The 21,439-nt window shown below is 37.8% G+C and carries 16 protein-coding genes, 2 tRNA genes, 2 rRNA genes and 1 other RNA gene; 17 read left to right on the top strand and 4 right to left on the bottom strand.

All coding sequences use genetic code 11. The features are described from left to right. The 8 genes from H346_RS0106510 to pepC all read left to right on the top strand — a co-directional run. A 23S ribosomal RNA gene (locus H346_RS0106510) occupies positions 1–100 on the top strand; the annotation flags it as partial. 95 nt (positions 101–195) lie between these two features. After that, positions 196–311, top strand: a 5S ribosomal RNA gene (rrf, locus tag H346_RS0106515). Between the two features lie 5 nt (positions 312–316). Further along, a tRNA-Asn gene (locus H346_RS0106520) sits at positions 317–390 on the top strand. 75 nt (positions 391–465) lie between these two features. Continuing rightward, positions 466–539: transfer RNA gene (locus H346_RS0106525), tRNA-Arg, on the top strand. Positions 540–632: 93 nt separating this feature from the next. Next, the gene (locus H346_RS0106530) at positions 633–1,115 is read left to right on the top strand and encodes a hypothetical protein (protein WP_027969251.1); all 483 of its coding nucleotides are present in this window, start codon (positions 633–635) and stop codon (positions 1,113–1,115) included. Between the two features lie 1,652 nt (positions 1,116–2,767). After that, on the top strand, positions 2,768–4,222 hold the full coding sequence (locus H346_RS0106540) for a nicotinate phosphoribosyltransferase (RefSeq protein ID WP_027970374.1): 1,455 nt from the start codon (positions 2,768–2,770) through the stop codon (positions 4,220–4,222). 1 nt (position 4,223) lies between these two features. After that, positions 4,224–5,048, top strand: a complete 825-nt coding sequence (nadE, locus tag H346_RS0106545) for an ammonia-dependent NAD(+) synthetase (protein ID WP_027970375.1) — start codon at positions 4,224–4,226, stop codon at positions 5,046–5,048. Between the two features lie 180 nt (positions 5,049–5,228). Beyond that, positions 5,229–6,572: an aminopeptidase C gene (gene pepC, locus H346_RS0106550; RefSeq protein WP_027970376.1), complete on the top strand. Its 1,344-nt coding sequence runs from the start codon at positions 5,229–5,231 to the stop codon at positions 6,570–6,572. A 123-nt stretch (positions 6,573–6,695) separates the two neighbouring features. Here the strand turns inward: pepC and pbp1a are convergent, their stop codons facing one another. Next, positions 6,696–8,867 carry a penicillin-binding protein PBP1A gene (pbp1a, locus tag H346_RS0106555; protein WP_027970377.1) on the bottom strand — a complete coding sequence of 724 codons (2,172 nt, stop codon included), beginning with the start codon at positions 8,865–8,867 and terminating at the stop codon, positions 6,696–6,698. Then, positions 8,854–9,462, bottom strand: a complete 609-nt coding sequence (recU, locus tag H346_RS0106560; RefSeq protein ID WP_027970378.1) for a Holliday junction resolvase RecU — start codon at positions 9,460–9,462, stop codon at positions 8,854–8,856. The genes pbp1a and recU overlap by 14 nt, the downstream gene beginning before the upstream one ends. Before the next feature lie 335 nt (positions 9,463–9,797). On the opposite strand from recU, the gene H346_RS0106565 reads away from it, so the two are divergent. The 5 genes from H346_RS0106565 (at position 9,798) to H346_RS0106585 (ending at position 13,839) form a co-directional block, all read left to right on the top strand. Then, positions 9,798–10,313 (top strand): SLOG family protein, encoded by a 516-nt coding sequence (locus H346_RS0106565; protein WP_027970379.1) that lies wholly within the window; start codon positions 9,798–9,800, stop codon positions 10,311–10,313. A 120-nt stretch (positions 10,314–10,433) separates the two neighbouring features. Continuing rightward, positions 10,434–10,757 (top strand): cell division regulator GpsB, encoded by a 324-nt coding sequence (gene gpsB, locus H346_RS0106570; RefSeq protein ID WP_027970380.1) that lies wholly within the window; start codon positions 10,434–10,436, stop codon positions 10,755–10,757. A 13-nt stretch (positions 10,758–10,770) separates the two neighbouring features. Continuing rightward, positions 10,771–11,141: RNase P RNA component class B (gene rnpB, locus H346_RS10280), an RNA gene on the top strand. Positions 11,142–11,207: 66 nt separating this feature from the next. Further along, on the top strand, positions 11,208–12,362 hold the full coding sequence (locus H346_RS0106580) for a THUMP domain-containing class I SAM-dependent RNA methyltransferase (RefSeq protein WP_027970381.1): 1,155 nt from the start codon (positions 11,208–11,210) through the stop codon (positions 12,360–12,362). Positions 12,363–12,375: 13 nt separating this feature from the next. Further along, positions 12,376–13,839, top strand: a complete 1,464-nt coding sequence (locus tag H346_RS0106585; RefSeq protein ID WP_027970382.1) for a cell division site-positioning protein MapZ family protein — start codon at positions 12,376–12,378, stop codon at positions 13,837–13,839. A 139-nt stretch (positions 13,840–13,978) separates the two neighbouring features. On the opposite strand, the gene H346_RS0106590 is transcribed toward H346_RS0106585, so the two are convergent. After that, complete coding sequence (locus H346_RS0106590) at positions 13,979–14,461, bottom strand: S-ribosylhomocysteine lyase (RefSeq protein ID WP_027970383.1); 483 nt, start codon at positions 14,459–14,461, stop codon at positions 13,979–13,981. A 93-nt stretch (positions 14,462–14,554) separates the two neighbouring features. Then, positions 14,555–15,751: an acetyl-CoA C-acetyltransferase gene (locus H346_RS0106595; RefSeq protein ID WP_027970384.1), complete on the bottom strand. Its 1,197-nt coding sequence runs from the start codon at positions 15,749–15,751 to the stop codon at positions 14,555–14,557. A 464-nt stretch (positions 15,752–16,215) separates the two neighbouring features. Between H346_RS0106595 and H346_RS0106600 the strand changes: the two genes are divergently transcribed. The 4 genes from H346_RS0106600 (at position 16,216) to H346_RS0106615 (ending at position 21,401) form a co-directional block, all read left to right on the top strand. Further along, positions 16,216–17,823 carry a ribonuclease Y gene (locus tag H346_RS0106600; RefSeq protein WP_027970385.1) on the top strand — a complete coding sequence of 536 codons (1,608 nt, stop codon included), beginning with the start codon at positions 16,216–16,218 and terminating at the stop codon, positions 17,821–17,823. Positions 17,824–17,989: 166 nt separating this feature from the next. Further along, positions 17,990–18,616, top strand: coding sequence for a guanylate kinase (gene gmk / locus H346_RS0106605; protein WP_027970386.1), 627 nt, complete (start codon positions 17,990–17,992; stop codon positions 18,614–18,616). Between the two features lie 22 nt (positions 18,617–18,638). Continuing rightward, positions 18,639–18,953 carry a DNA-directed RNA polymerase subunit omega gene (rpoZ, locus tag H346_RS0106610; RefSeq protein WP_027970387.1) on the top strand — a complete coding sequence of 105 codons (315 nt, stop codon included), beginning with the start codon at positions 18,639–18,641 and terminating at the stop codon, positions 18,951–18,953. Between the two features lie 63 nt (positions 18,954–19,016). Continuing rightward, on the top strand, positions 19,017–21,401 hold the full coding sequence (locus H346_RS0106615; protein WP_027970388.1) for a primosomal protein N': 2,385 nt from the start codon (positions 19,017–19,019) through the stop codon (positions 21,399–21,401). Positions 21,402–21,439 lie beyond the last annotated feature (38 nt).

Below are 21,439 nucleotides of genomic sequence, written 5' to 3' on the forward strand. Positions count from 1 at the left end.
TCAGTAAGAGCCCTGAGAGAAGAACAGGTAGATAGGTTAGGAGTGGAAGTGTAGCGATACATGAAGCGGACTAATACTAATAGCTCGAGGACTTATCCGAAAAAAGTTATTGACAATAGAAGAGGATTCTTGTTAGAATATAGGTATTCAATTTTGAGTGGAGAGCCCTTATGTGAGAGTAGGGGGGAATGATAGTTAAGTGACGATAGCCTAGGAGATACACCTGTACCCATGCCGAACACAGTAGTTAAGCCCTAGAACGCCTGAAGTAGTTGGGGGTTGCCCCTTGTGAGATACGGTAGTCGCTTAGCTTTAATCCGCCATAGCTCAGTTGGTAGTAGCGCATGACTGTTAATCATGATGTCGTAGGTTCGAGTCCTACTGGCGGAGTTGTTAAAGGTAGGAGTTTTTCCTATCTTTTTTGCATTTTTGAGCAAATTATGGTAGGATGGGTATAGTAATAGAGCACCCTTAGCTCAACTGGATAGAGTACCTGACTACGAATCAGGCGGTTAGAGGTTCGACTCCTCTAGGGTGCATAATAATAGGAGTAGCAATAGGACAGAAATGTCCTGTTGCTTTTTTGAAGTTCTCTTTATAATAAGACTACCATGAAGAAAAGGAGAACAGAAATGACACTAGAGAGAGGAAAGGCATTTGAAAAGGTAAAACCAATTATTTTGAAATTGAAACGTCATTATTTTATACAGTTATGGGATAGAGACGATTGGCTGCAAGAAGGGCATCTGATCTTGGTCAAGTTGTTGGCGCAGTACCCGGAATTGTTAGAGGATGAGGAACGTTTGTATCGCTATTTCAAAACCAAATTTTCCTCTTACTTGAAAGATGTTTTGCGTCAGCAGGAAAGTCAGAAACGGCAGTTTCATAAGTTGGCATATGAAGAGATTGGTGATGTGGCCCATGCGATTCCTTCAGCTGGTTTGTGGTTGGATGATTATGTGGCTTATCGAGAGATGATAGAAGGTATAGAAATGGAGTTGGATGATGGGGAGCGGACCCAGTTTCAAGCGTTGGTGAGGGGAGAACGGTTTAAGGGGCGTCGGTCTTTGCTTAGGAAGATTCGTCCGTACTTTAAGGATTTTCTGGAGGGGTGATAGAGGAAATTGTGAACAGTCCTTTTTGGTTTTTGATGTTAGTATTGTTCGGTATATATTTGAATGGTAGCAGATTCATAGTGTTTGAGAAAAGCATTGATTTGTCTGGTAGACTGAAAATGGTGGATATTATCGGGTTCACTAATAATATTTGTGACCGTTGTTTCAGCGATATTAGGGATAGAAAAGAAGTATCTGGTATTCTGGAAAAGGCTGAGTGTGTTGCACTATTTGGTCTAGGACAGCTTGTCTACGTGTTGCTAGTCTTTGTAATTCCTTAACATAGTATCTACCTTTTTCAATAATTGGAGAGATTTTCTTAATTGCGAAATAGGATTGTTTAGCTAGTTTCACAGGTTTTTCAACCGAATAAGCTACTCAATTATCAGAGATACGTTTTGAGGTGAAATAGTGCATGATTTTCTTCAATTCACTTGTTTTTAAACACAACACAAGTTTCTTACTTGGAAAGGTTGCGGTGAATCCTCTGGTTGGGGTTGACAAGATCTTCTCCAGCTAAGGTTACTTGTAAAATCTTGTGCAGAATGATTCATGATATGGATAATATCTTTTGTCAGATTCTGATAGAAGTGGTTCAAATCATGTAGGTTTTGATAGTTTTATTTCTGAATAAATGCAGATTTACGATTGAGTACAAATTGTGATGCTGCTAGTTTTTCAATGTCAATCTTATTTGTTTTACGCATATGTAACTTATCCAATTACTTATTGTTCTCCAGACGGTTAAGGCGTGAATAAACATTGTTTTTCACCAGAAAAGCTTAAAGATGATTTCAGGATTGAGAACATTTTCAAATCGTCAAGTAATTTTGTGAAGTCCATGGCATTGTGTAGCCGTGAATTTTTTCATTGTTGATTAGGATAGTTACTTTTGAATTTGTTTTACTGACATCAATTCCAAAAACTGTCCGATATTACCTCTTTGTTTTGGATATTTTCTTGTTTTAGTGATTCCATTTTCAATATATGAGGTTGCTCGTCCTACATGCTTTGACAAAATTTCCACTAAATAAAACAGGTATCTTATTGGTTTGTCAAGTGGCTCCTCTAACATACAATAAATGACCAATTTTTAGTGGCTATAATAGGTTCCAATTTTGACTTCTTTAAGTTCCCTGTTGAATGATTGAACAAGAAATAATTAGTTATTTTATTTTCACAATTATCAGCATATTCAACTTATTTTATCCTTTTTATTGTTATACAGATTAATAAGAGTTATGACAAACGCACGAAGAAAATCTTTTATTGAAAAAATAATGAAAACAGCAAAAAGCTATTGCAAGTTTAAATTTCCATTTAATTGTGAACATATAAAGTTGTCAAAATAGTTTTCTTCCTAAAATGTTAACTAGAAAATGATGCTTTCTGAAAAGTCAAAGAGTTTTTCTGTATTTCAGAACATCGTTTCCCTTTTTAGAAAAACCATGATAATTTTTTCTTCATGTGTTTGTCGTGGTAAGAGTCTTATTCTACTGACAAAGTTGTGTTATCTGCCTTGATTTTTATCAGGAGTGTCTATTTGGTGTCTTTTGTGACTAACGGACTACTTGGAGATTTCCGAATCCCAGCTATAGTGGTCTTAATAAAATATGTTATAATAGTACCATTAATTCAAAGGAGTTTCCTTTATGTATAAAGATGATAGTTTATCACTCCATACTGATTTATATCAGATTAATATGATGCAGGTTTATTTTGAACAAGGTATTCACAATCGTAAGGCCGTTTTTGAGGTTTATTTCCGTAAGGAGCCTTTTAATAATGGGTATGCTGTCTTTGCTGGTTTGCAACGACTGGTAGAGTATCTCAATCAATTACAATTTTCTGAAACAGATTTGGCTTATTTAAGAGATTCTGGCTATAGTGAGGATTTTTTGACTTACTTAAAAGGGTTATGTTTGGAGTTAACCATTCGTTCTGCGAGAGAAGGGGATCTGGTTTTTGCTAATGAACCAATTGTTCAAGTTGAGGGACCTCTTGGGCAATGTCAACTAATTGAAACAGCACTTCTTAACATTATTAACTTCCAAACCCTTATTGCAACAAAAGCAGCACGTATTCGTTCAGTCATTGAAGATGAGCCACTTTTGGAATTTGGGACTCGCCGTGCTCAAGAGTTAGACGCAGCTATTTGGGGGACCCGGGCTGCTATAATTGGGGGAGCGGATGCAACTAGCAATGTTAGAGCAGGAAAACTGTTTGACATTCCAGTTTCAGGAACGCATGCTCATGCTCTTGTTCAAACCTATGGGAATGATTATGATGCTTTCATGGCTTACGCTAAAACTCATAAAGACTGTGTCTTTCTTGTGGATACTTATGACACGCTTAGAGTTGGTGTGCCAACAGCTATTCAAGTGGCTAAAGAAATGGGTGACAAGATTCATTTCTTAGGTGTTCGTTTGGATTCTGGAGACCTAGCTTACCTATCTAAAAAAGTTCGCCAACAGCTTGATGATGCTGGTTTTACCCAAGCCAAAATTTATGCATCTAATGACTTAGATGAAAATACAATCCTTAATTTGAAAATGCAAAAAGCAAAAATTGATGTTTGGGGAGTTGGTACGAAACTGATTACAGCCTATGATCAGCCTGCTTTAGGGGCAGTTTATAAAATTGTATCCATTGAGCAAGAAGATGGTACCATGCGTGATACGATTAAGTTATCAAACAATGCTGAAAAAGTATCGACACCAGGTAAAAAGCAAGTTTGGCGTATTACTAGTCATGAGAAAGGTAAGTCAGAAGGGGATTATATCACTTTTGCAGATACTGACGTGACTAAATTGACTGAGATTGAGATGTTCCACCCAATTTATACCTATATTAAGAAAACGGTTAAAGATTTTGAGGCTGTCCCTTTATTGGTTGATATTTTTGATAAAGGAACTTTGGTTTACCAATTGCCAAGTTTAACTGAGATTAAAGCCTACGCTCAAAAAGAATTCAACAAGCTGTGGGATGAATACAAACGTGTTTTAAATCCGCAAGATTATCCCGTTGATTTAGCCCTTGATGTTTGGCAAAATAAGATGACTCTAATTGATAAAATTCGTAAAGAATCTCATGGGAGGGGAGAATGAAATGACCCTACAAGAGGAAATTATTCGCCAGTTAGGTGTAAAAGCTATCATTGATCCGCAAGAAGAAATTCGCAGAACCATTGATTTTCTAAAGGCTTATTTGTACAAACATCCTTTTTTGAAAACTTATGTTTTAGGAATTTCAGGAGGGCAGGATTCTAGTCTTGCAGGTAAATTGGCACAATTAGCTATTGCAGAATTAAGGGATGAAACAGGTGACCAGGCTTATCAGTTTGTAGCAGTGCGTCTCCCTTACGGAGTTCAAGCAGATGAAGTTGATGCTCAAAAGGCTTTAGCCTTTATTAAACCAGATCAATCCGTAACGGTGAATATCAAGTCAGCTGTAGATAGCCAAGTAGAAACTTTGATCCTAGCCGGTATTGATGTTTCTGATTTCAATAAAGGTAATATTAAGGCGCGTCAACGCATGATTAGTCAGTATGCCATTGCAGGTCAAATGGCTGGTGTGGTGATTGGAACGGATCATGCAGCGGAAAATATTACAGGCTTCTTTACGAAATTTGGTGACGGTGGTGCGGATATTTTGCCTCTTTTCAGATTAAATAAACGCCAAGGGAAAGCACTTTTAAAGGCATTAGAGGCTGATCCAGCACTTTATGACAAAGTTCCGACTGCTGATTTAGAAGATCAAAAACCAGGATTGGCTGACGAAGCTGCTCTAGGGGTCAGTTACCAAGATATTGATGATTATTTAGAAGGTAAATCCGTTTCAAAAGAAGCACAAGTAATCATTGAAAGTTGGTGGCGTAGCGGGCAACACAAGCGTCACTTGCCAATTACCATTTTTGATGATTTTTGGAAATAAGAGTTAAATTGTCAAAAATTAAATAGAAACAAAAAGTTAGGTTAGCCTAACTTTTTTCTTGAAGAAAATTAAATAAGGTCTATAATAGAAGTAATCCTTTAGAATAAAATGGACGGATGTTAACCATCTTGCCAATATTATTTCAGGTGAAGCTTATTTTAATATTTTAGGAGGACAATAATGTCAGGTTTAACAGAGACATTCACAGAACAATTATATGCCAACTATGAGGCCAATGTTAAATTCTCAGCTATTGAGAATGCGATAACACATAATGGATTGTTAAAGTCATTAGAGACTAGACAAAGCGAGATTGAGAACGCTTTTGTTTTTTCAATTGATTTAACTAAGGATAAGGTTTCTAATCAGAAAGCATCAGGTCGATGTTGGATGTTTGCTGCTTTAAACACTTTTCGTCATAAGTTGATTTCAGAGTTTAAACTGGAAAATTTTGAATTATCTCAAGCCCACACTTTCTTTTGGGATAAATATGAAAAGGCTAATTGGTTTATGGAACAGGTTATTGCAACTGCGGACCAAGCCTTAACCAGTCGTAAAGTGAAATTTCTTTTAGATGTTCCACAGCAAGATGGCGGCCAATGGGATATGGTTGTTTCCTTGTTTGAAAAATATGGTGTTGTTCCAAAATCAGTTTATCCAGAATCCATTTCATCAAGTAATAGTCGCGAGTTAAACCAATATTTGAATAAATTATTGCGCCAGGATGCCCAAATTCTTCGTGACTTAATTGCTTCAGGAGCCGATGAACAGCAAATAAAGACAAGAAAAACAGAGCTTCTTCAAGAAATTTTTAACTTTTTAGCTATGACACTTGGTTTACCGCCACGTCAATTTGACTTTGCTTATCGTGATAAGGATGCCCAATATCATCTCGAGAAAGAATTGACACCACAAACTTTTTATGAAAAATTTGTTAATTTAAGATTATCCGATTACGTTTCAGTGATTAATGCTCCAACTGCTGATAAACCTTATGGTAAATCTTATACTGTTGAGATGCTAGGTAATGTGGTTGGTAGTCGTGATGTGCGTTACTTAAACCTTGATATGGAGCGTTTTAAGGAACTTGCTATTCAGCAAATGCAGGCAGGTGAATCTGTTTGGTTTGGTTCGGATGTTGGTCAAGCTTCAGATCGTCAAAAGGGCATTCTTGCAACAAATACTTACGATTTTGAAGCAAGTATGGATATTAAGTTGAGTCAAGATAAATCAGGTCGTTTAGATTATGGTGAGAGTCTAATGACCCATGCTATGGTTTTAACTGGTGTGGATTTAGATGAGACTGGAAGACCACTAAAATGGAAAGTTGAAAACTCGTGGGGTGATAAGGTTGGTGACAAGGGCTATTTTGTTGCCTCAGATGCTTGGATGGATGAGTACACTTATCAAATTGTTGTCCGTAAAGAATTCTTAACAGTGGATGAATTAGCAGCTTACGAGGCAAAACCACAAGTGCTTGCACCATGGGATCCAATGGGAGCCTTAGCTAATTATTCAAATTGAGTAGGAACTAATCTTTAACTTTTCTTATGCTATTGTGTAGACACCACTGCTTGGTATATGGTGCAACACAGCATTTTCTAAAAAAATAAAAGCCGTTTGAGAACTTTCAAACGGCTTTATGTGTCAATGATTTGTTTTTTTATCTTCTGTGGTAGAATGACTAGTACCGTTTTCGGTATTGGTTGAAGAATTGGGAACATTGGCAGTGTTGCTCTCATCAGTAGTTGTCTGACTAGAAGAAGTTGTTGTGCTATTATTTCCATATAGGTTATTGTAGACAGAATTTGTGTAGTCGTTACTGTTACTTGAGTGAGTACCACTTAGATAAAGAAACCCTCCACTGCGATAAAGACCACTTGGCATTGTCCAGTCCTCACTGTAACCATTGGTTAAGTAAGTCATCATGTTACGGTAAACAGCAGCTGCAATTTCCAAACCATAGCCATAAACTGGTGTCATTCGGTCTTTGTAACCTGTCCAGACGGCCATTGCATATTTATTGGTAAAACCAACGAAGTTTTCATCCGGTGCTAAGGTACCAACATAGTTTGGATAGAGACCATATTTTTCACCAATTTTAGCTAATTCTTCATCAGTGTAGTTGGATGTACCGGTTTTTCCAGCTTGAGCAACACCAGGAATAGCAGCAGCAGTACCTGTACCATAAGTGAGAACTGTTTTGAGCATATCAGTCATCATGTATGCTGTTGTTTCTTTCATGGCACGTTTGCCCTTGTCCTCAAATACTTTACTTGTTCCATCACTAAATTCAATTTTGTTAATGTACTGAGGTTTATAATAAATGCCACCATTAGCAAAAGCAGCATAAGCGGTAGCCATTTTTTCGCTACTAGCACCATATTTTGTTTCTGAACTACTGTTGTTACTCGAGATCGCATTTGAGTAATTCATTTCGGGATAACTAATTCCTAAACTATTTAAGAAAGAACGGGCATAGTCAAGCCCAGCAGCTTCAAGAGCCCTAACAGCAGGAACGTTACGAGAGAGCATAATGGCTGATTGGATGGTCATCCAGCCATTGTATCTGTGGTCCCAGTTGAATAACTGCGTTGTTGTTCCTGGCCAATAATAAACAGAGTCATTTGTTGATTGAGCTGTCGAAGTATAAGCACCAGATTCAATAGCCGGTGCATAGGCCGTGATAGGTTTCATTGTAGATCCCCAGTCACGGTCAGTTAAAACAGCCTGATTGGTACCAAAGGAAACATTCTCGTCTTGGTGACGACCACCTAGTTGGGCAATAACACGACCATTAGTAACATTAACGATGGTCGAAGCCACTTGGAAATTCGGATCAGGATAGGAGATATAATTTTCAGAATTGTAAATATTATAGAGAGTTTGTTGGGCTTCTGGGATGATATTGGTGTATACTTTTAAGCCAGAAGTGAAAATGTCTTTGTTGGTCTCTCTCTTAACTTGTTCAATAACTTGTTTCAAATAGTTATCCATGTATTTTGGATAAGTGGAACGTTTCTGAAGAGGTTGTAATCCATCAGTAACAGGAGTGGCAAGCGCAGTTTTGTATTCAGCTTTGGTAATATTTTTTTCCAGATACATTTGTTGCAGAACCACATTACGTCGATTTTTAGCAGCTTCGGGCTGTGTATAAGGATCATATTGACTTGGAGCTTGTGGAATGCCAGCTAATAAGGCTAACTGGGCGTAGGATAGATCCTTGAGGTCTTTGCCATAGTATGCTTTAGCAGCTGTGAGCATTCCATAGTTACCATTTCCCATGTAAACTTTGTTAATGTAAAAAGTTAAGATTTCCTGTTTGGTGTATTTACGTTCCATTTGAAGTGCTAACCAAACTTCTTGTGCTTTACGTTTTAAGGTCTGGTCGGATTCATTGGTTGAAAAGTAAGCTAATTTAATCAATTGTTGATCAAGAGTTGAGCCTCCCTGAGTCGTTTTATTGGTTAAATTATGAAAGACTGCACCAAAAATACGATAAAGGTCTACCCCGCGGTGATTGAAGAAACGTTTATCCTCGATAGAGGTGATTGCATTGACCAGATTAATAGGAATACTATCAGCAGTTACATTTTCACGTTTTTCAGATCCTAAGTCAGCGATAAGTTTATTGTTCCCATCGTAAACTAAACTTGAATTTGTTGATTTTAGTTGTGTCTCAGAAAGTTTGGGAGCGCCGCTAATATAAAAGGCAAATAAAAGACCGCCGATAAGAATAATAAAGATAATCAGACTAATAATAGCACTGAGTGCATATTTTAACCATTTAAGGATTTTTGGATTTTTAATTGTAATCACCGCCTAAAATATTTTGTTCTATAATATCTAAATATGGGACTTGTGGAAAAGCGCCAATAACTATCTCAAAGCCATTTTTTCTGATATAATCAAGGGGCATTGATTTATTTCCCTTATCAATCTGATAAAAATCAATGAGTGCTTTGGCAGGTAAGTAATAGGTTTCCTTAAGTGTCGAAAAGTGAAGTAGGACAAAACAAATTCCCTCTTGCTCCAAAACGGCTGCCATATGTTTAATCTGATGTAGATGAAAGTTCTTCATAGGCATAGCAGTCTTTTGTTTGGTTTCTTTTGCTTCAAAATCAATATAGTGCCCCTTGTAGACTCCAGAATAGTCAGTTGTTGAAGCCTGTCTAAAGTAGGCTTCAACAATCTTAGCACGACTTCGTTTGGGATAATCTACCTTTACAATTTGAATAGGGGTTGTTTTTTTGTGAATGACAGCAATTTGTCGAGACAAATAATAATCATTTGTGGCATTAATAGCTGTTTCAAAGGACATGCCACGGTTGGCAAAATCCACCATTTTTTGATTTGTTTGCTTTTGAATAGGACTTGCTTTTTGCCGAATAAGATTATGAGGGTAGTTGACCATTATTCTCCTAACGTCATTACTTAATGCTAAAATTTAAGCATTTTTATTATAACATATTTTTTTGAAAGACAAACTATAAGAAAGGTCAAATCGCTGGAATGACAGATTTCTTTCTTTTATAGGAAATAAGGAGCGGTAAGTCCGTCAACTGTTTAAGGGGGAAATTTAGAAAATGCCAACATTTTGCTATTATTGTTTGAAACAGTTTACCTTTACAAGTGGACATGTAGGAGATAGCCCTTATAAAATAGGTTATAGAAATAATTGATTTACAAATTTTAAAAATAGCAGTATAAGAGTTACACACATGAAATACAGGATAAGGATAAGAGGACATGACTGCGATTCTAATAACGGGTTATCGGGGGTTTGAATTAGGAATTTTTAGTCAAAAAGATCAGAAGATTCCTATCATTCAAAAGGCTATTCGTAGAGACTTAATCACTTATATAGAAAATGGTGTAGAATGGTTTGTCTTTATGGGGAATCTAGGTTTTGAACAATGGGCATTAGAAGTTTTGAATGAGTTGAAAGCAGATTATTCTTTAAAAATAGCAACTATTTTTCCTTTTGAAACCCATGGTCACAATTGGAATGAAGCTAACCAAGAGGTGTTAAGTCAATTTAAAGCTGTTGACTTTGTTAAATACAGTTTTTCAGACTATGAAACTCCTCAGCAATTTAACCACTATTATCGTTTTTTATTGGCTAATACAGAAGGTGCTTATCTTTTATACGATAGCGAGCATAAAACTAATCTTAGTTATTTGGTAAACAAAATGAAAGAACTGCCTCACTACGATTTGTCTTTTTTGACTTTTGACCGTCTAAATGAGGCTTTAGAAGAATAGTAATGTATTCTTAATAAACATTGGTATTTAAATACTTGCTTTTTAAATTATTTTTCTGTATCATTAATAGTGATATTGATATGTGATGTTAAAAAAGATTGACCGTTCGGAGAGTATAGAATGACAAGTATTATTTATAGTCCAAAAGACATTTTTGAACAAGAATTTAAGACCAGCATGAGGGGCTTTGATAAGAAAGAGGTAGATGAATTTCTTGACAATGTTATCAAAGATTATGAAAGTTTCAACGCACAGATTGAAATTTTAAAAGCTGAAAACGAGGCCTTAAAAAAAGCTAAGTTTCAAGCAAAAAATACAATGACAGTATCCTCGCAAGTGACGTCTCAACCGACACGCGTTGCTCAATCGGCTACGAATTTTGATATTTTGAAGCGAATTAGCAAGTTGGAAAAAGAGGTTTTTGGGAAACAAATTATTGAGTAGTTAAAGTGGTGCAATTTTTGGATAATCGCATGGTATTTCAATACTATGAGGAAAGTCCATGCTAGCACTGGCTGTGATGCCAGTAGTGTTTGTGCCAGACGAACAAATAAGTCTGGGGATGTGTTTGACACATTACGGCGGAGAAAATGGCTAAGTCTTTTGGATATGCCAAAGTCCTTCTGAAAGTGCCACAGTGACGTAGTTTTTATGGAAACGTAAAAAATGGAACGCGGTAAACCCCTCAAGCTAGCAACCCAAACTTTGGTAGGGGCATGGGATAGTTGGAAACGAACAAGCTATCCTGACTGTCAGTAGACGGTAGACAGATGATTATCGAAGGAAATGATACCTAGTTATTTCCGGAACAAAACATGGCTTATAGAAAATTGCATAATAGGTTAAGCTAGCATTTGGCTAGCTTTTGTTGATTGTTAAAGAGAAAGAGTAATGATGAAAGAAAATTTTAAATTAGTAGCAACAGTTGCCGCAGGATTAGAAGCTGTTGTTGGCAAGGAAATCAGAACGTTAGGGTTTGATTGTCAGGTCGAAAATGGGAAAGTTTATTTTGATGGAACACTCGAAGCGATTATTAAAACTAATCTTTGGTTACGAGCAGCTGATCGTATTAAAATTATCGTAGGGCGATTTCCAGCAAGAACCTTTGAAGAATTGTTCCAAGGTGTTTTTGCCTTGGATTGGGAAAATTATTTGCCGCTAGGAGCTAAATTTCCAATCTCAAAAGCCAAATGTGTTAAATCAAAATTACATAATGAACCAAGTGTTCAAGCCATTACCAAAAAAGCTGTTGTCAAGAAATTGCAAAAGCATTTTCACAGACCAGAAGGGGTTCCTCTTCAAGAAATTGGATCAGAATTTAACATTGAAGTATCTATTTTAAAAGATCAAGCGACGATTATGATTGATACAACAGGAGATAGCTTATTTAAGCGCGGCTATCGTGTGCAAAAAGGTGGGGCACCGATTAAGGAAAATATGGCAGCAGCTATTCTTAGCCTATCTAATTGGTTTCCAGACAAACCTTTGGTTGATCCGACTTGTGGATCAGGTACTTTTTGTATAGAAGCAGCCCTTATTGGAATGAATATTGCTCCTGGTTTTAATCGTTCCTTTGCTTTTGAGCAATGGAGTTGGGTTGATAAAGAATTGGTTCAAAAGGGGCGTGATGATGCTGAAAAAGAGGCGCGCTACGATGCTGAACTAGATATTTCAGGTTTTGATGTTGATGGTCGTATGATTGAGATTGCTAAACGTAATGCTGAAGAAGCAGGGCTGGCTAATGTGATTACCTTCAAACAAATGCGTCTTCAAGATTTCCGTACAGACAAGATTAATGGGGTTATTGTGTCCAATCCTCCTTATGGGGAACGGTTGCTTGATGACAAAGCGGTTGACATCTTGTATAATGAAATGGGACAAACTTTTGCGCCATTGAGAACATGGAGCAAATTTATCCTAACAAGTGACGAAGATTTTGAAAAGAAATATGGGCAAAAAGCCGACAAAAAACGTAAACTTTATAATGGTACCCTAAAAGTTGATTTGTACCAATTTTATGGGGAAAGGGTAAAGCGACATCTGATATAGAGAGGTAAAAAGTGTGTCAGAAGAAAGCAAAGAAGTTGAAGTAGCAAAAGAATCACAAACACTAGGTCTCAATGAAGCTAAGAACATGACAATTGGTGAGGCGGTCCGAAAAGATTCGGAAATAAAAGCAGGTATCACCGAAGATGACAGTATCTTAGATAAATATATTAAGCAACATCGTGATGAAGTTTCTTCTCAAAAATTTGATGCTAAATATGTAGAATTGGACACAGCTAGTTTAGATAATTTTATTAAAAAACAAAGGGAAGAGCTTAGTAAATCTGGTCTTGTTGATGCTGAATCAAGTTTACTTGAGCGTGAACTTGATGAACCTTTGGTTGAGGCGGTTCAGGAAGAATGGTCTCCTATGGAGGAAGCTGTTGCGGTCACAGCAAGTGTTCCAGTTGAAACGATGGTTCCTGTGGGAGTTTCTATTGAGGAGGTTACTTCAGAACCAGAAACTGCTCAACTAGAGCCAACTAGAGAGTATTTCTCGACGGATCAAAGGTTAGCGGAACTTAAGCCTAAAAAGAAAACAAGATTGCTTGTGGGGTTGCTGACATTATTGCTAGTGGTTCCTACCGTGATTCTGGGTTTGATTTATTTGAAACCAGAGTCAGCTAAAACGACAAAAACAACAACGTCATCTAAAACAGCCAGTTCGGATAAATCAAGTCAATTGAAAGCCAAATCTAAAGCTTTTGAAAAACAATATGCAGATTTTTTTGCAGATACTGCAAAAAGCAAGCTAAAAAATAGTGAGTTTGCTAAACTATCAGAGTTGGAAGCGACCCTAAAAGCATTAAAAGGCTCTGCTTATTATGATAAGGCAAAAGAAAAGGTTGATGCTTTGAAGAAAGCGATTACTGCCATTGCAGCTGTTAATGGTAAATTTGTTTCTGATGTCATTGTCAACGGAGAAAAGGTTGCAGCTGAAGTGAAGGCCAATGCTAATTTTGATGACTTGGCAAGTACAACCGTAACAACAGGAAATGCTGATCTTGATTCTCTCATACAATCAAGTATTACGGATGGGCGCCAGCAATTAGCGACCAAAGCTGAAGCTACCAGAGTGGCTAGCGAGCAGGCGGCTGTACAACAGGCACCTGCTTCACAAGCTACTCAAACACCAAGCACTACAGTTTCACCGTTATCTATTTATGGCATTACGACTTACGATTCATCACTGTTACAAAGAAACCTATCACGTGTTCCTTACAATCAGGGAGTCATTGCAGATAGTGGCAACCCATCTTGGACTTTCAATCCAGGTGTCCTTGAGAAGATTGTTGCGACCTCACAAGCGAGAGGTTACATTTCGGGGAATCAATATATTTTGGAACCGGTTAATATTATTAATGGCAATGGCTATTATAATATGTTTAAACCAGATGGTACCTATCTTTTTTCATTGAACTGTAAAACAGGCTATTTTGTAGGAAATGGAAAAGGGTATGCAGATGCTTTAGATTATTAAAAGTGTCATCAAAAAGCAAGCGTTTAGGACAAGATGTTCCTTGTTTGGTTAAACATTGTTGCGTTAATTGAGTTTGTTAAAAAGACTGAAAAGACCAGTTTCCCCTTAAGTGGAAACTGGTCTTTTTGACTAAAACGTGTTAAATAATATGGCGCTTAAATGGATCGTCTGAAATACCTTGATTTAAAATAACTTGTGCCCATTCTTTTGCTGCAAAGAGGCTGTGATCCTTATAATTTCCACAAGATTCAATGGTAGTTCCAGGAACATCTTCCCAAGTGATGCCTGTTATAATTTCTTCTAAACTTGCCTTGATGACTTTGGCAATATCCGCTGAACAGTGTTTTCCCCACATAATTAAATGGAAACCTGTGCGGCAACCAAAGGGAGAGCAGTCAATCATGCCATCAATACGCTGACGGATTAATTTTGCCAATAAATGCTCAATAGTATGTAATCCGGCTGTCCCAATGGCATTTTGATTCGGTTGTACCAAACGGACATCAAAATTGGTAATGACATCCCCTTTTGGTCCAAATTCTTCAGAGATAAGACGAACATAGGGGGCCTTTACGATAGTATGATCCAATTCAAAACTTTCAACGGTAACTTCTTTTGTCATTTTATCCTCCTCAACTACCTTTCTCATATCATAACATAAAAAGCAAAGAAATGGTTACTTATCTACGACTGTATGATTATGCTTAGCTATTTTTTAAGGTTTAGCTGCATCATTTTTTACGATTATGGCAGTGCCTTGTCCGCCGCCGATACAAAGAGTTGCAAGCCCTCTTTTAACCTGTCGTTTTTTCATCTCGTGGATTAGAGTTACGAGAATTCTAGCTCCGCTTGCACCAATAGGATGCCCAAGAGCGATAGCGCCTCCGTTGACATTAACAATGTTAGGGTTCAATTTGAGTTCTTTCAAGACCGCCAAAGATTGAGCCGCAAAAGCTTCATTAGATTCGATTAAGTCCAAATCCTGGATCGTTAATCCAACCCTTGCCAATGCCTTTTGCGTTGCAGGAATAGGACCTGTTCCCATTAATTCAGGGGCAACTCCTGCACTAGCATAACTTTCAATGGTGACAAGTGGTGTTAGTCCAAGTTTTTTTGCCTTGTCTTGGGTCATTAACATAAGGAGAGCTGCACCATCATTAATCCCTGAAGAATTTCCAGCTGTTACAGTACCTCCCTCAGGCATAAAAGCGGGTCGAAGCTTTTGGAGTTTTTCAATACTGGTATTTGACTTTGGATATTCATCGGTAGAAATGATAACGGGGTCTTTGTGTTTTTGAGACATAATTACAGGAACAATTTCGTCGGCAAAACGGTTGGTTTTACCTGCTTTTTTGGCTTTGATTTGACTGTCAAGGGCGAATTGATCTTGTTCTTGCCTTGTAATACCATATTTTTTAGCAATATTTTCGGCAGTAATTCCCATGTGATAATGATTGAAGGCATCTGTTAAGCCATCGTGAACCAAACTGTCAATGAATTGGCTATCTCCCAGACGCTGACCAAAGCGGTGTTGGGTTGATACATAGGCGGCTTGGGACATGTTTTCAACACCTCCTGCAATGATAATCTCAGCGTCTCCTAGCATTAAGCTTTGACAGGCTAGTTGAATAGCTTTTAAACCAGATCCACAAACCATATCAAGGGTGAAGGCGGTCTTATCATTTGGAATACCAGAATGGATTGCAACTTGCCTAGCAATGTTTTGACCTAGCCCTGCATGAAGAACATTTCCTAAGATGACTTCGTCTACCATTTTCGGTTTGACTGGTGTTGTTTCAAAGATCTTTTTCAGTACGGTGCTTGCTAGGCTAACGGCAGAAACATCTTTAAAAGCGCCACCAAATGCTCCAATGGGTGTTCGTAGGGCTTTCACAATAACAATCGTTTTCATAATATAATATCCTCTCGTGGTTAAACCATTTGTTGTCTTGATCAATGATTTATTGTTAGGGTGCAGTTGTAACAAATTCTTGTGAGATTAGCTAACAATATCCCCGAAAGATAAATCGCTAAGCAAATTTAACAGGAATCTTTTTAGGAAAGTTACTGTTCATTTTACCCCAAATAAAGACGACTGGTTTCGTTAATTGTCTTAAGCTTATCATAGATTCTTACAAAGGAAAAGTTATAAATATCTCAAGTAAGCATAGTATCAGAGTCAAGGACTTTTCGTAAAAAATTACTTTAGCGATAGAGATGCCAAATAATCGTTTCTGACACAAGCCAAGTGAATCTATTTTCGAGTGAATTAGTCCTTTTTAAGTGATGAATTGTAATTGTGCAAACACTTAATTTGTGATAAACTAAGAAATGGCTTTCTATTTAATGAAATCTAAAATATATTGAGGTGAAAATATGGTTAATATTGTATTATTAATTGTTTCTGCCCTCATTGGTTTAACATTAGGTTATGCACTTATTTCGATTAGACTCAAGTCTGCGAAGGAAGCTGCAGAATTGACTCTTTTAAATGCTGAACAAGATGCTGTTGATATTCGTGGTAAAGCAGAATTGGATGCCGAATACATTAAGAAAACAGCCCAACGTGAAAGTAAGGCAAATCGCAAAGAATTACTTTTGGAAGCAAAAGAAGAGGCAAGAAAATATCGTGAAGAGATTGAACAGGAATTTAAATCCGAAAGGCAAGAGCTTAAACAACTAGAAACTCGCTTAACAGAGCGTTCATTAACTCTTGATCGTAAGGATGAGAACCTATCAAGTAAAGAAAAAGTACTGGATAGCAAAGAACAAAGTCTGACCGATAAATCTAAACATATTGATGAGCGGCAAGCTCAAGTTGAAAAACTTGAAGAAGAAAAAAAAGCAGAGCTAGAAAGAGTTGCTGCTATGTCCATTGCTGAGGCACGTGAAGTGATTTTGATGGAGACAGAAAACAAGTTAACCCATGAAATTGCTACTCGTATTCGCGATGCCGAACGTGACATTAAAGATAGGACAGATAAAATCGCTAAGGACTTGCTAGCACAGGCGATGCAAAGAGTTGCTGGTGAGTATGTAACAGAACAAACGATTACAAGTGTTCATCTTCCAGATGATAACATGAAGGGGCGTATTATTGGTCGTGAGGGACGAAATATTCGTACTTTAGAAAGTTTGACTGGCATTGATGTCATTGTTGATGACACACCAGAAGTGGTTGTCTTGTCAGGTTTTGATCCGATTCGTCGTGAGATTGCACGTATGACCTTGGAATCCCTTATTGCAGATGGTCGTATTCATCCTGCTCGCATTGAAGAATTGGTTGAAAAAAATCGTCTTGAAATGGATAACCGTATTCGTGAATATGGGGAGGCAGCAGCTTATGAGATTGGTGCCCCAAATCTTCACCCTGATTTGATTAAAATTATGGGACGACTACAATTTCGTACCTCATTTGGTCAAAATGTGTTGCGCCACTCGATTGAAGTTGGTAAATTGGCAGGTATTCTGGCAGGTGAATTGGGTGAAAATGTTGCTCTTGCTCGTCGTGCTGGTTTTTTGCATGATATGGGAAAAGCTATTGACCGCGAAGTAGAGGGGAGTCATGTTGAAATTGGGATGGAATTTGCCCGTAAATACAAAGAACACCCAGTCGTTATCAATACGATAGCTAGTCATCATGGGGATGTGGAGCCTGAATCGGTTATTGCTGTCCTTGTTGCAGCAGCAGATGCCCTTAGTTCAGCTCGCCCGGGTGCACGTAACGAGTCAATGGAAAATTACATTAAGCGTCTCCGTGATTTAGAAGAAATTGCAACAAGTTTTGATGGGGTTCAAAATAGTTTTGCCCTCCAAGCAGGTCGCGAAATTCGGATCATGGTTCAGCCTGAAAAAGTATCTGATGATCAAGTTGTTATCCTATCTCATAAGGTGAGAGAACAGATTGAAAATAATTTGGATTACCCAGGAAATATTAAAGTAACTGTTATTCGTGAAATGCGAGCAGTTGATTATGCGAAATAGAAAAAGAGGAATTTTGAATGGCATCCCAATCGTTAGATGTGTGTCCAACTTTTGGGAAACGGTGCCATTTTCCTCTTTTTCTTTATGAGTTTTCCATTGAGAATTTTCTTGAAAAAAGATAGGCTTTTTGATAAACTATTAGAAAGCAGTTAATAAGGAGAATAGAATGTCTGAACGCGGATTGTTAATCGTCTTTTCTGGTCCTTCAGGTGTCGGAAAAGGGACGGTGAGACAAGAAATTTTTTCAACGCCAGATCATAAGTTTGAATATTCAGTTTCAATGACAACTCGTCCACAAAGACCAGGTGAAGTTGATGGGGTTGATTATTTCTTCCGCACACGAAAAGAATTTGAAGAATTGATAAAAAACGGTCAAATGCTAGAATATGCTGAGTATGTTGGGAATTACTATGGCACACCATTGACCTACGTCAATGAGACCCTTGATAAGGGCATTGATGTCTTTTTAGAAATTGAAGTCCAAGGAGCTCTTCAGGTAAAATCAAAAGTGCCAGATGGTGTTTTTATTTTTTTGACACCACCAGATTTAGAAGAGTTACAAGACCGCCTGGTTGGTCGTGGTACAGATAGCCAAGAGGTTATTGCTCAACGTATTGAGAGAGCAAAAGAGGAAATTGCGCTGATGCGTGAGTATGATTATGCTGTTGTGAATGACCAAGTTTCGTTAGCGGCTGAGCGAGTGAAACGAATTATTGAAACAGAACATTTCCGTGTTGACCGTGTTATTGGCCGCTACGACAAAATGATAAAGACGACGACACCCTTACGATGACAGATAGAAAAGAGTAAATGATATGATGTTAAAACCTTCCATTGACACCTTGTTAGATAAGGTGCCATCAAAATATTCGTTAGTGATTTTACAGGCAAAACGTGCCCATGAATTAGAAGCCGGTGCAAAACCGACGCAAGACTTTAAATCTGTTAAATCAACCCTTCAAGCCCTCGAAGAAATTGAATCGGGAAATATTGTTATCCACCCAGACCCTTCTGCAAAACGTGCTGCCGTTCGTGCCAAAATGGAAGCAGAACGTTTGGCAAAAGAAGAGGAGGAGCGTAAAATCAAAGAGCAAATCGCAAAAGAAAAAGAAGAAGGAGAAAAAATCTAAGGTTCCTAAAATCTTAGATTTTTTCATATTTAGGTTTGGAATCATTTTGGAAAGGAAACGCAGATGGAAAAAATAGCACGTGTGATTGTTGATATTCCCTTGATGCAAACGGATAAGCCCTTTTCTTACAGAATTCCAAAAGAATTGACCACACTTGTTCAAATAGGCTCTCGTGTGCATGTTCCTTTTGGAAATGGGAATCGCCTCCTTCAAGGTTTTGTGATTGGTTTTGAGCGAGAAAAGCGGGATTCTCTTAAGATGATTCGATCTGTTTTAGATCTTGAACCTGTTTTAAATCAAGAGCAACTGGATTTGGCAGATAAGTTACGAGAAACGGTTTTTTCTTATAAAATCACTTTATTGAAGACGATGGTGCCAAACCTTTTAAATTCTAATTATGACAAAGAATTATGGCCGACCAAGGCATTAGATGATGCTACTAGAGCCCTTATTTTTGCTGGAAAAGAGTCGGTTTTGTTCTCTACTTTAGAAACTGAAAGTGAAAAAATAGCCCTAAAAAGGATTCAAGCTGGTCAGATAAAAGTGACTTATCTGGCAAGAGATAAAAAAAGGTTTAAAACAGAAAAGTATTATCAAGTTAATTGTAAAGAACTTAAAGAGCATCCTATCTCAAATAGAGCCAAGAAGCGTCAACTGTTAAAGGATTATTTGTTAGAACATCCTGAAGGGCAAAAACTAGCAGATCTTTATCGAGAATTTTCACGTGAATTGGTCTCTTATTTTACAGCAAATGGGCTTGTCACAATCAAGGAGCGTCACGTTAATCGAAGTGATCAATATTTTGACAAAATTGAAACTTCTTCCTTTTTTACTTTGAATGCAGAACAAGCATCAGCAGTTAAGCAAATTGTTGGAGAGATTGGTAAACCTAGTAAACCGTTTTTAATAGAGGGAATCACGGGTTCAGGAAAAACAGAAGTTTACCTTCATATCATTGAGGCGGTTTTACAGCAGGCTAAGACGGCTATCGTTTTAGTGCCTGAGATTTCCTTAACCCCGCAAATGACTTCCCGCTTTATTTCTCGTTTTGGTAAGCAAGTGGCTATTATGCATTCGGGATTGTCAGATGGTGAAAAATTTGATGAGTGGCAAAAAATTAAAGCTGGGCAAGCAAAGGTGGTTGTTGGTGCTCGTTCTGCTATTTTTGCACCTTTGGAAAATATTGGTGCCATTATTATTGATGAAGAACATGAATCTACTTATAAGCAAGAAAGCAATCCAAGATATCATGCTAGAGATGTGGCATTGCTCCGTGCTAGGTACCACCAAGCCGTTTTGGTGATGGGGTCTGCCACACCAAGCATTGAAAGTCGTGCTAGAGCGAGTAAGGGAGTTTATCATTTCCTTCAGTTAACAGAAAGGGCCAATCCGTTAGCCAAAATACCAGAAGTGACCATTGTTGATTTTCGGGATTATATTGGTCAGCAGGAGGTTAGTAATTTTACCCCTTATCTGATTGATAAAATTAGGGATCGTTTAGCTAAAAAAGAACAAGTAGTATTAATGCTTAATCGTCGTGGCTACTCCAGTTTTATCATGTGTAGGGATTGTGGTTATGTGGACAAATGTCCTAATTGTGACATCTCTTTGACCCTTCACATGGATACCAAAACCATGAATTGCCATTATTGTGGTTTTCAAAAACAGATCCCCCACACCTGTCCTAACTGTCAGAGCAGAAGCATTCGTTATTATGGATCAGGAACACAAAAGGCTTTTGATGAGTTACAAGCAGTTTTGCCGGAAGCTAGAGTTGTGAGGATGGATGTGGATACGACCCGTAAAAAAGGCAGCCATGAAGCAATTTTGGAGACCTTTGGTCGTCATGAGGCAGATATATTGCTTGGAACGCAAATGATCGCTAAAGGGCTTGATTTTCCGGATGTGACTTTAGTTGGAGTATTAAATGCTGACACGTCTTTAAATTTGCCGGATTTTCGTTCTTCAGAAAAAACCTTCCAACTTTTAACTCAGGTTTCTGGTCGAGCGGGTCGTGCTCATAAGCCTGGGGAAGTTTTGATTCAAACGTACAATCCGGATCACTATGCTATCCGGTTGGCTAAACAACAAGATTTTGAAGCGTTCTACCGATATGAGATGGCGATACGTCGACAAATGGCTTATCCCCCTTATTATTTTACGGTCGGTATCACGTTATCACACCGCCTAGAGGAAGAGGTCATCAAGAAAGCTTATCAGGTCATGGGACTCCTTAAAGAAGGGTTATCTGAACATATCAAGATATTAGGACCAACTCCCAAACCAATTGCAAGAACGCACAATCTGTATCACTATCAAATTATCTTGAAATACCGGTTTGAGGATCATTTGGAAGAGACCCTCAATCATATTCTTGATTGGAGTCAAGAAATAGACAATCGTGACTTAAAAGTGATTATTGATCATGAACCACTACAGTTTACGTAAGTCAAGAGTAAACTATGCTATAATGTAAAGAAAGATAA

The organism is Streptococcus castoreus DSM 17536 (assembly GCF_000425025.1).
GTDB classification, from domain to species: Bacteria; Bacillota; Bacilli; order Lactobacillales; family Streptococcaceae; genus Streptococcus; species Streptococcus castoreus.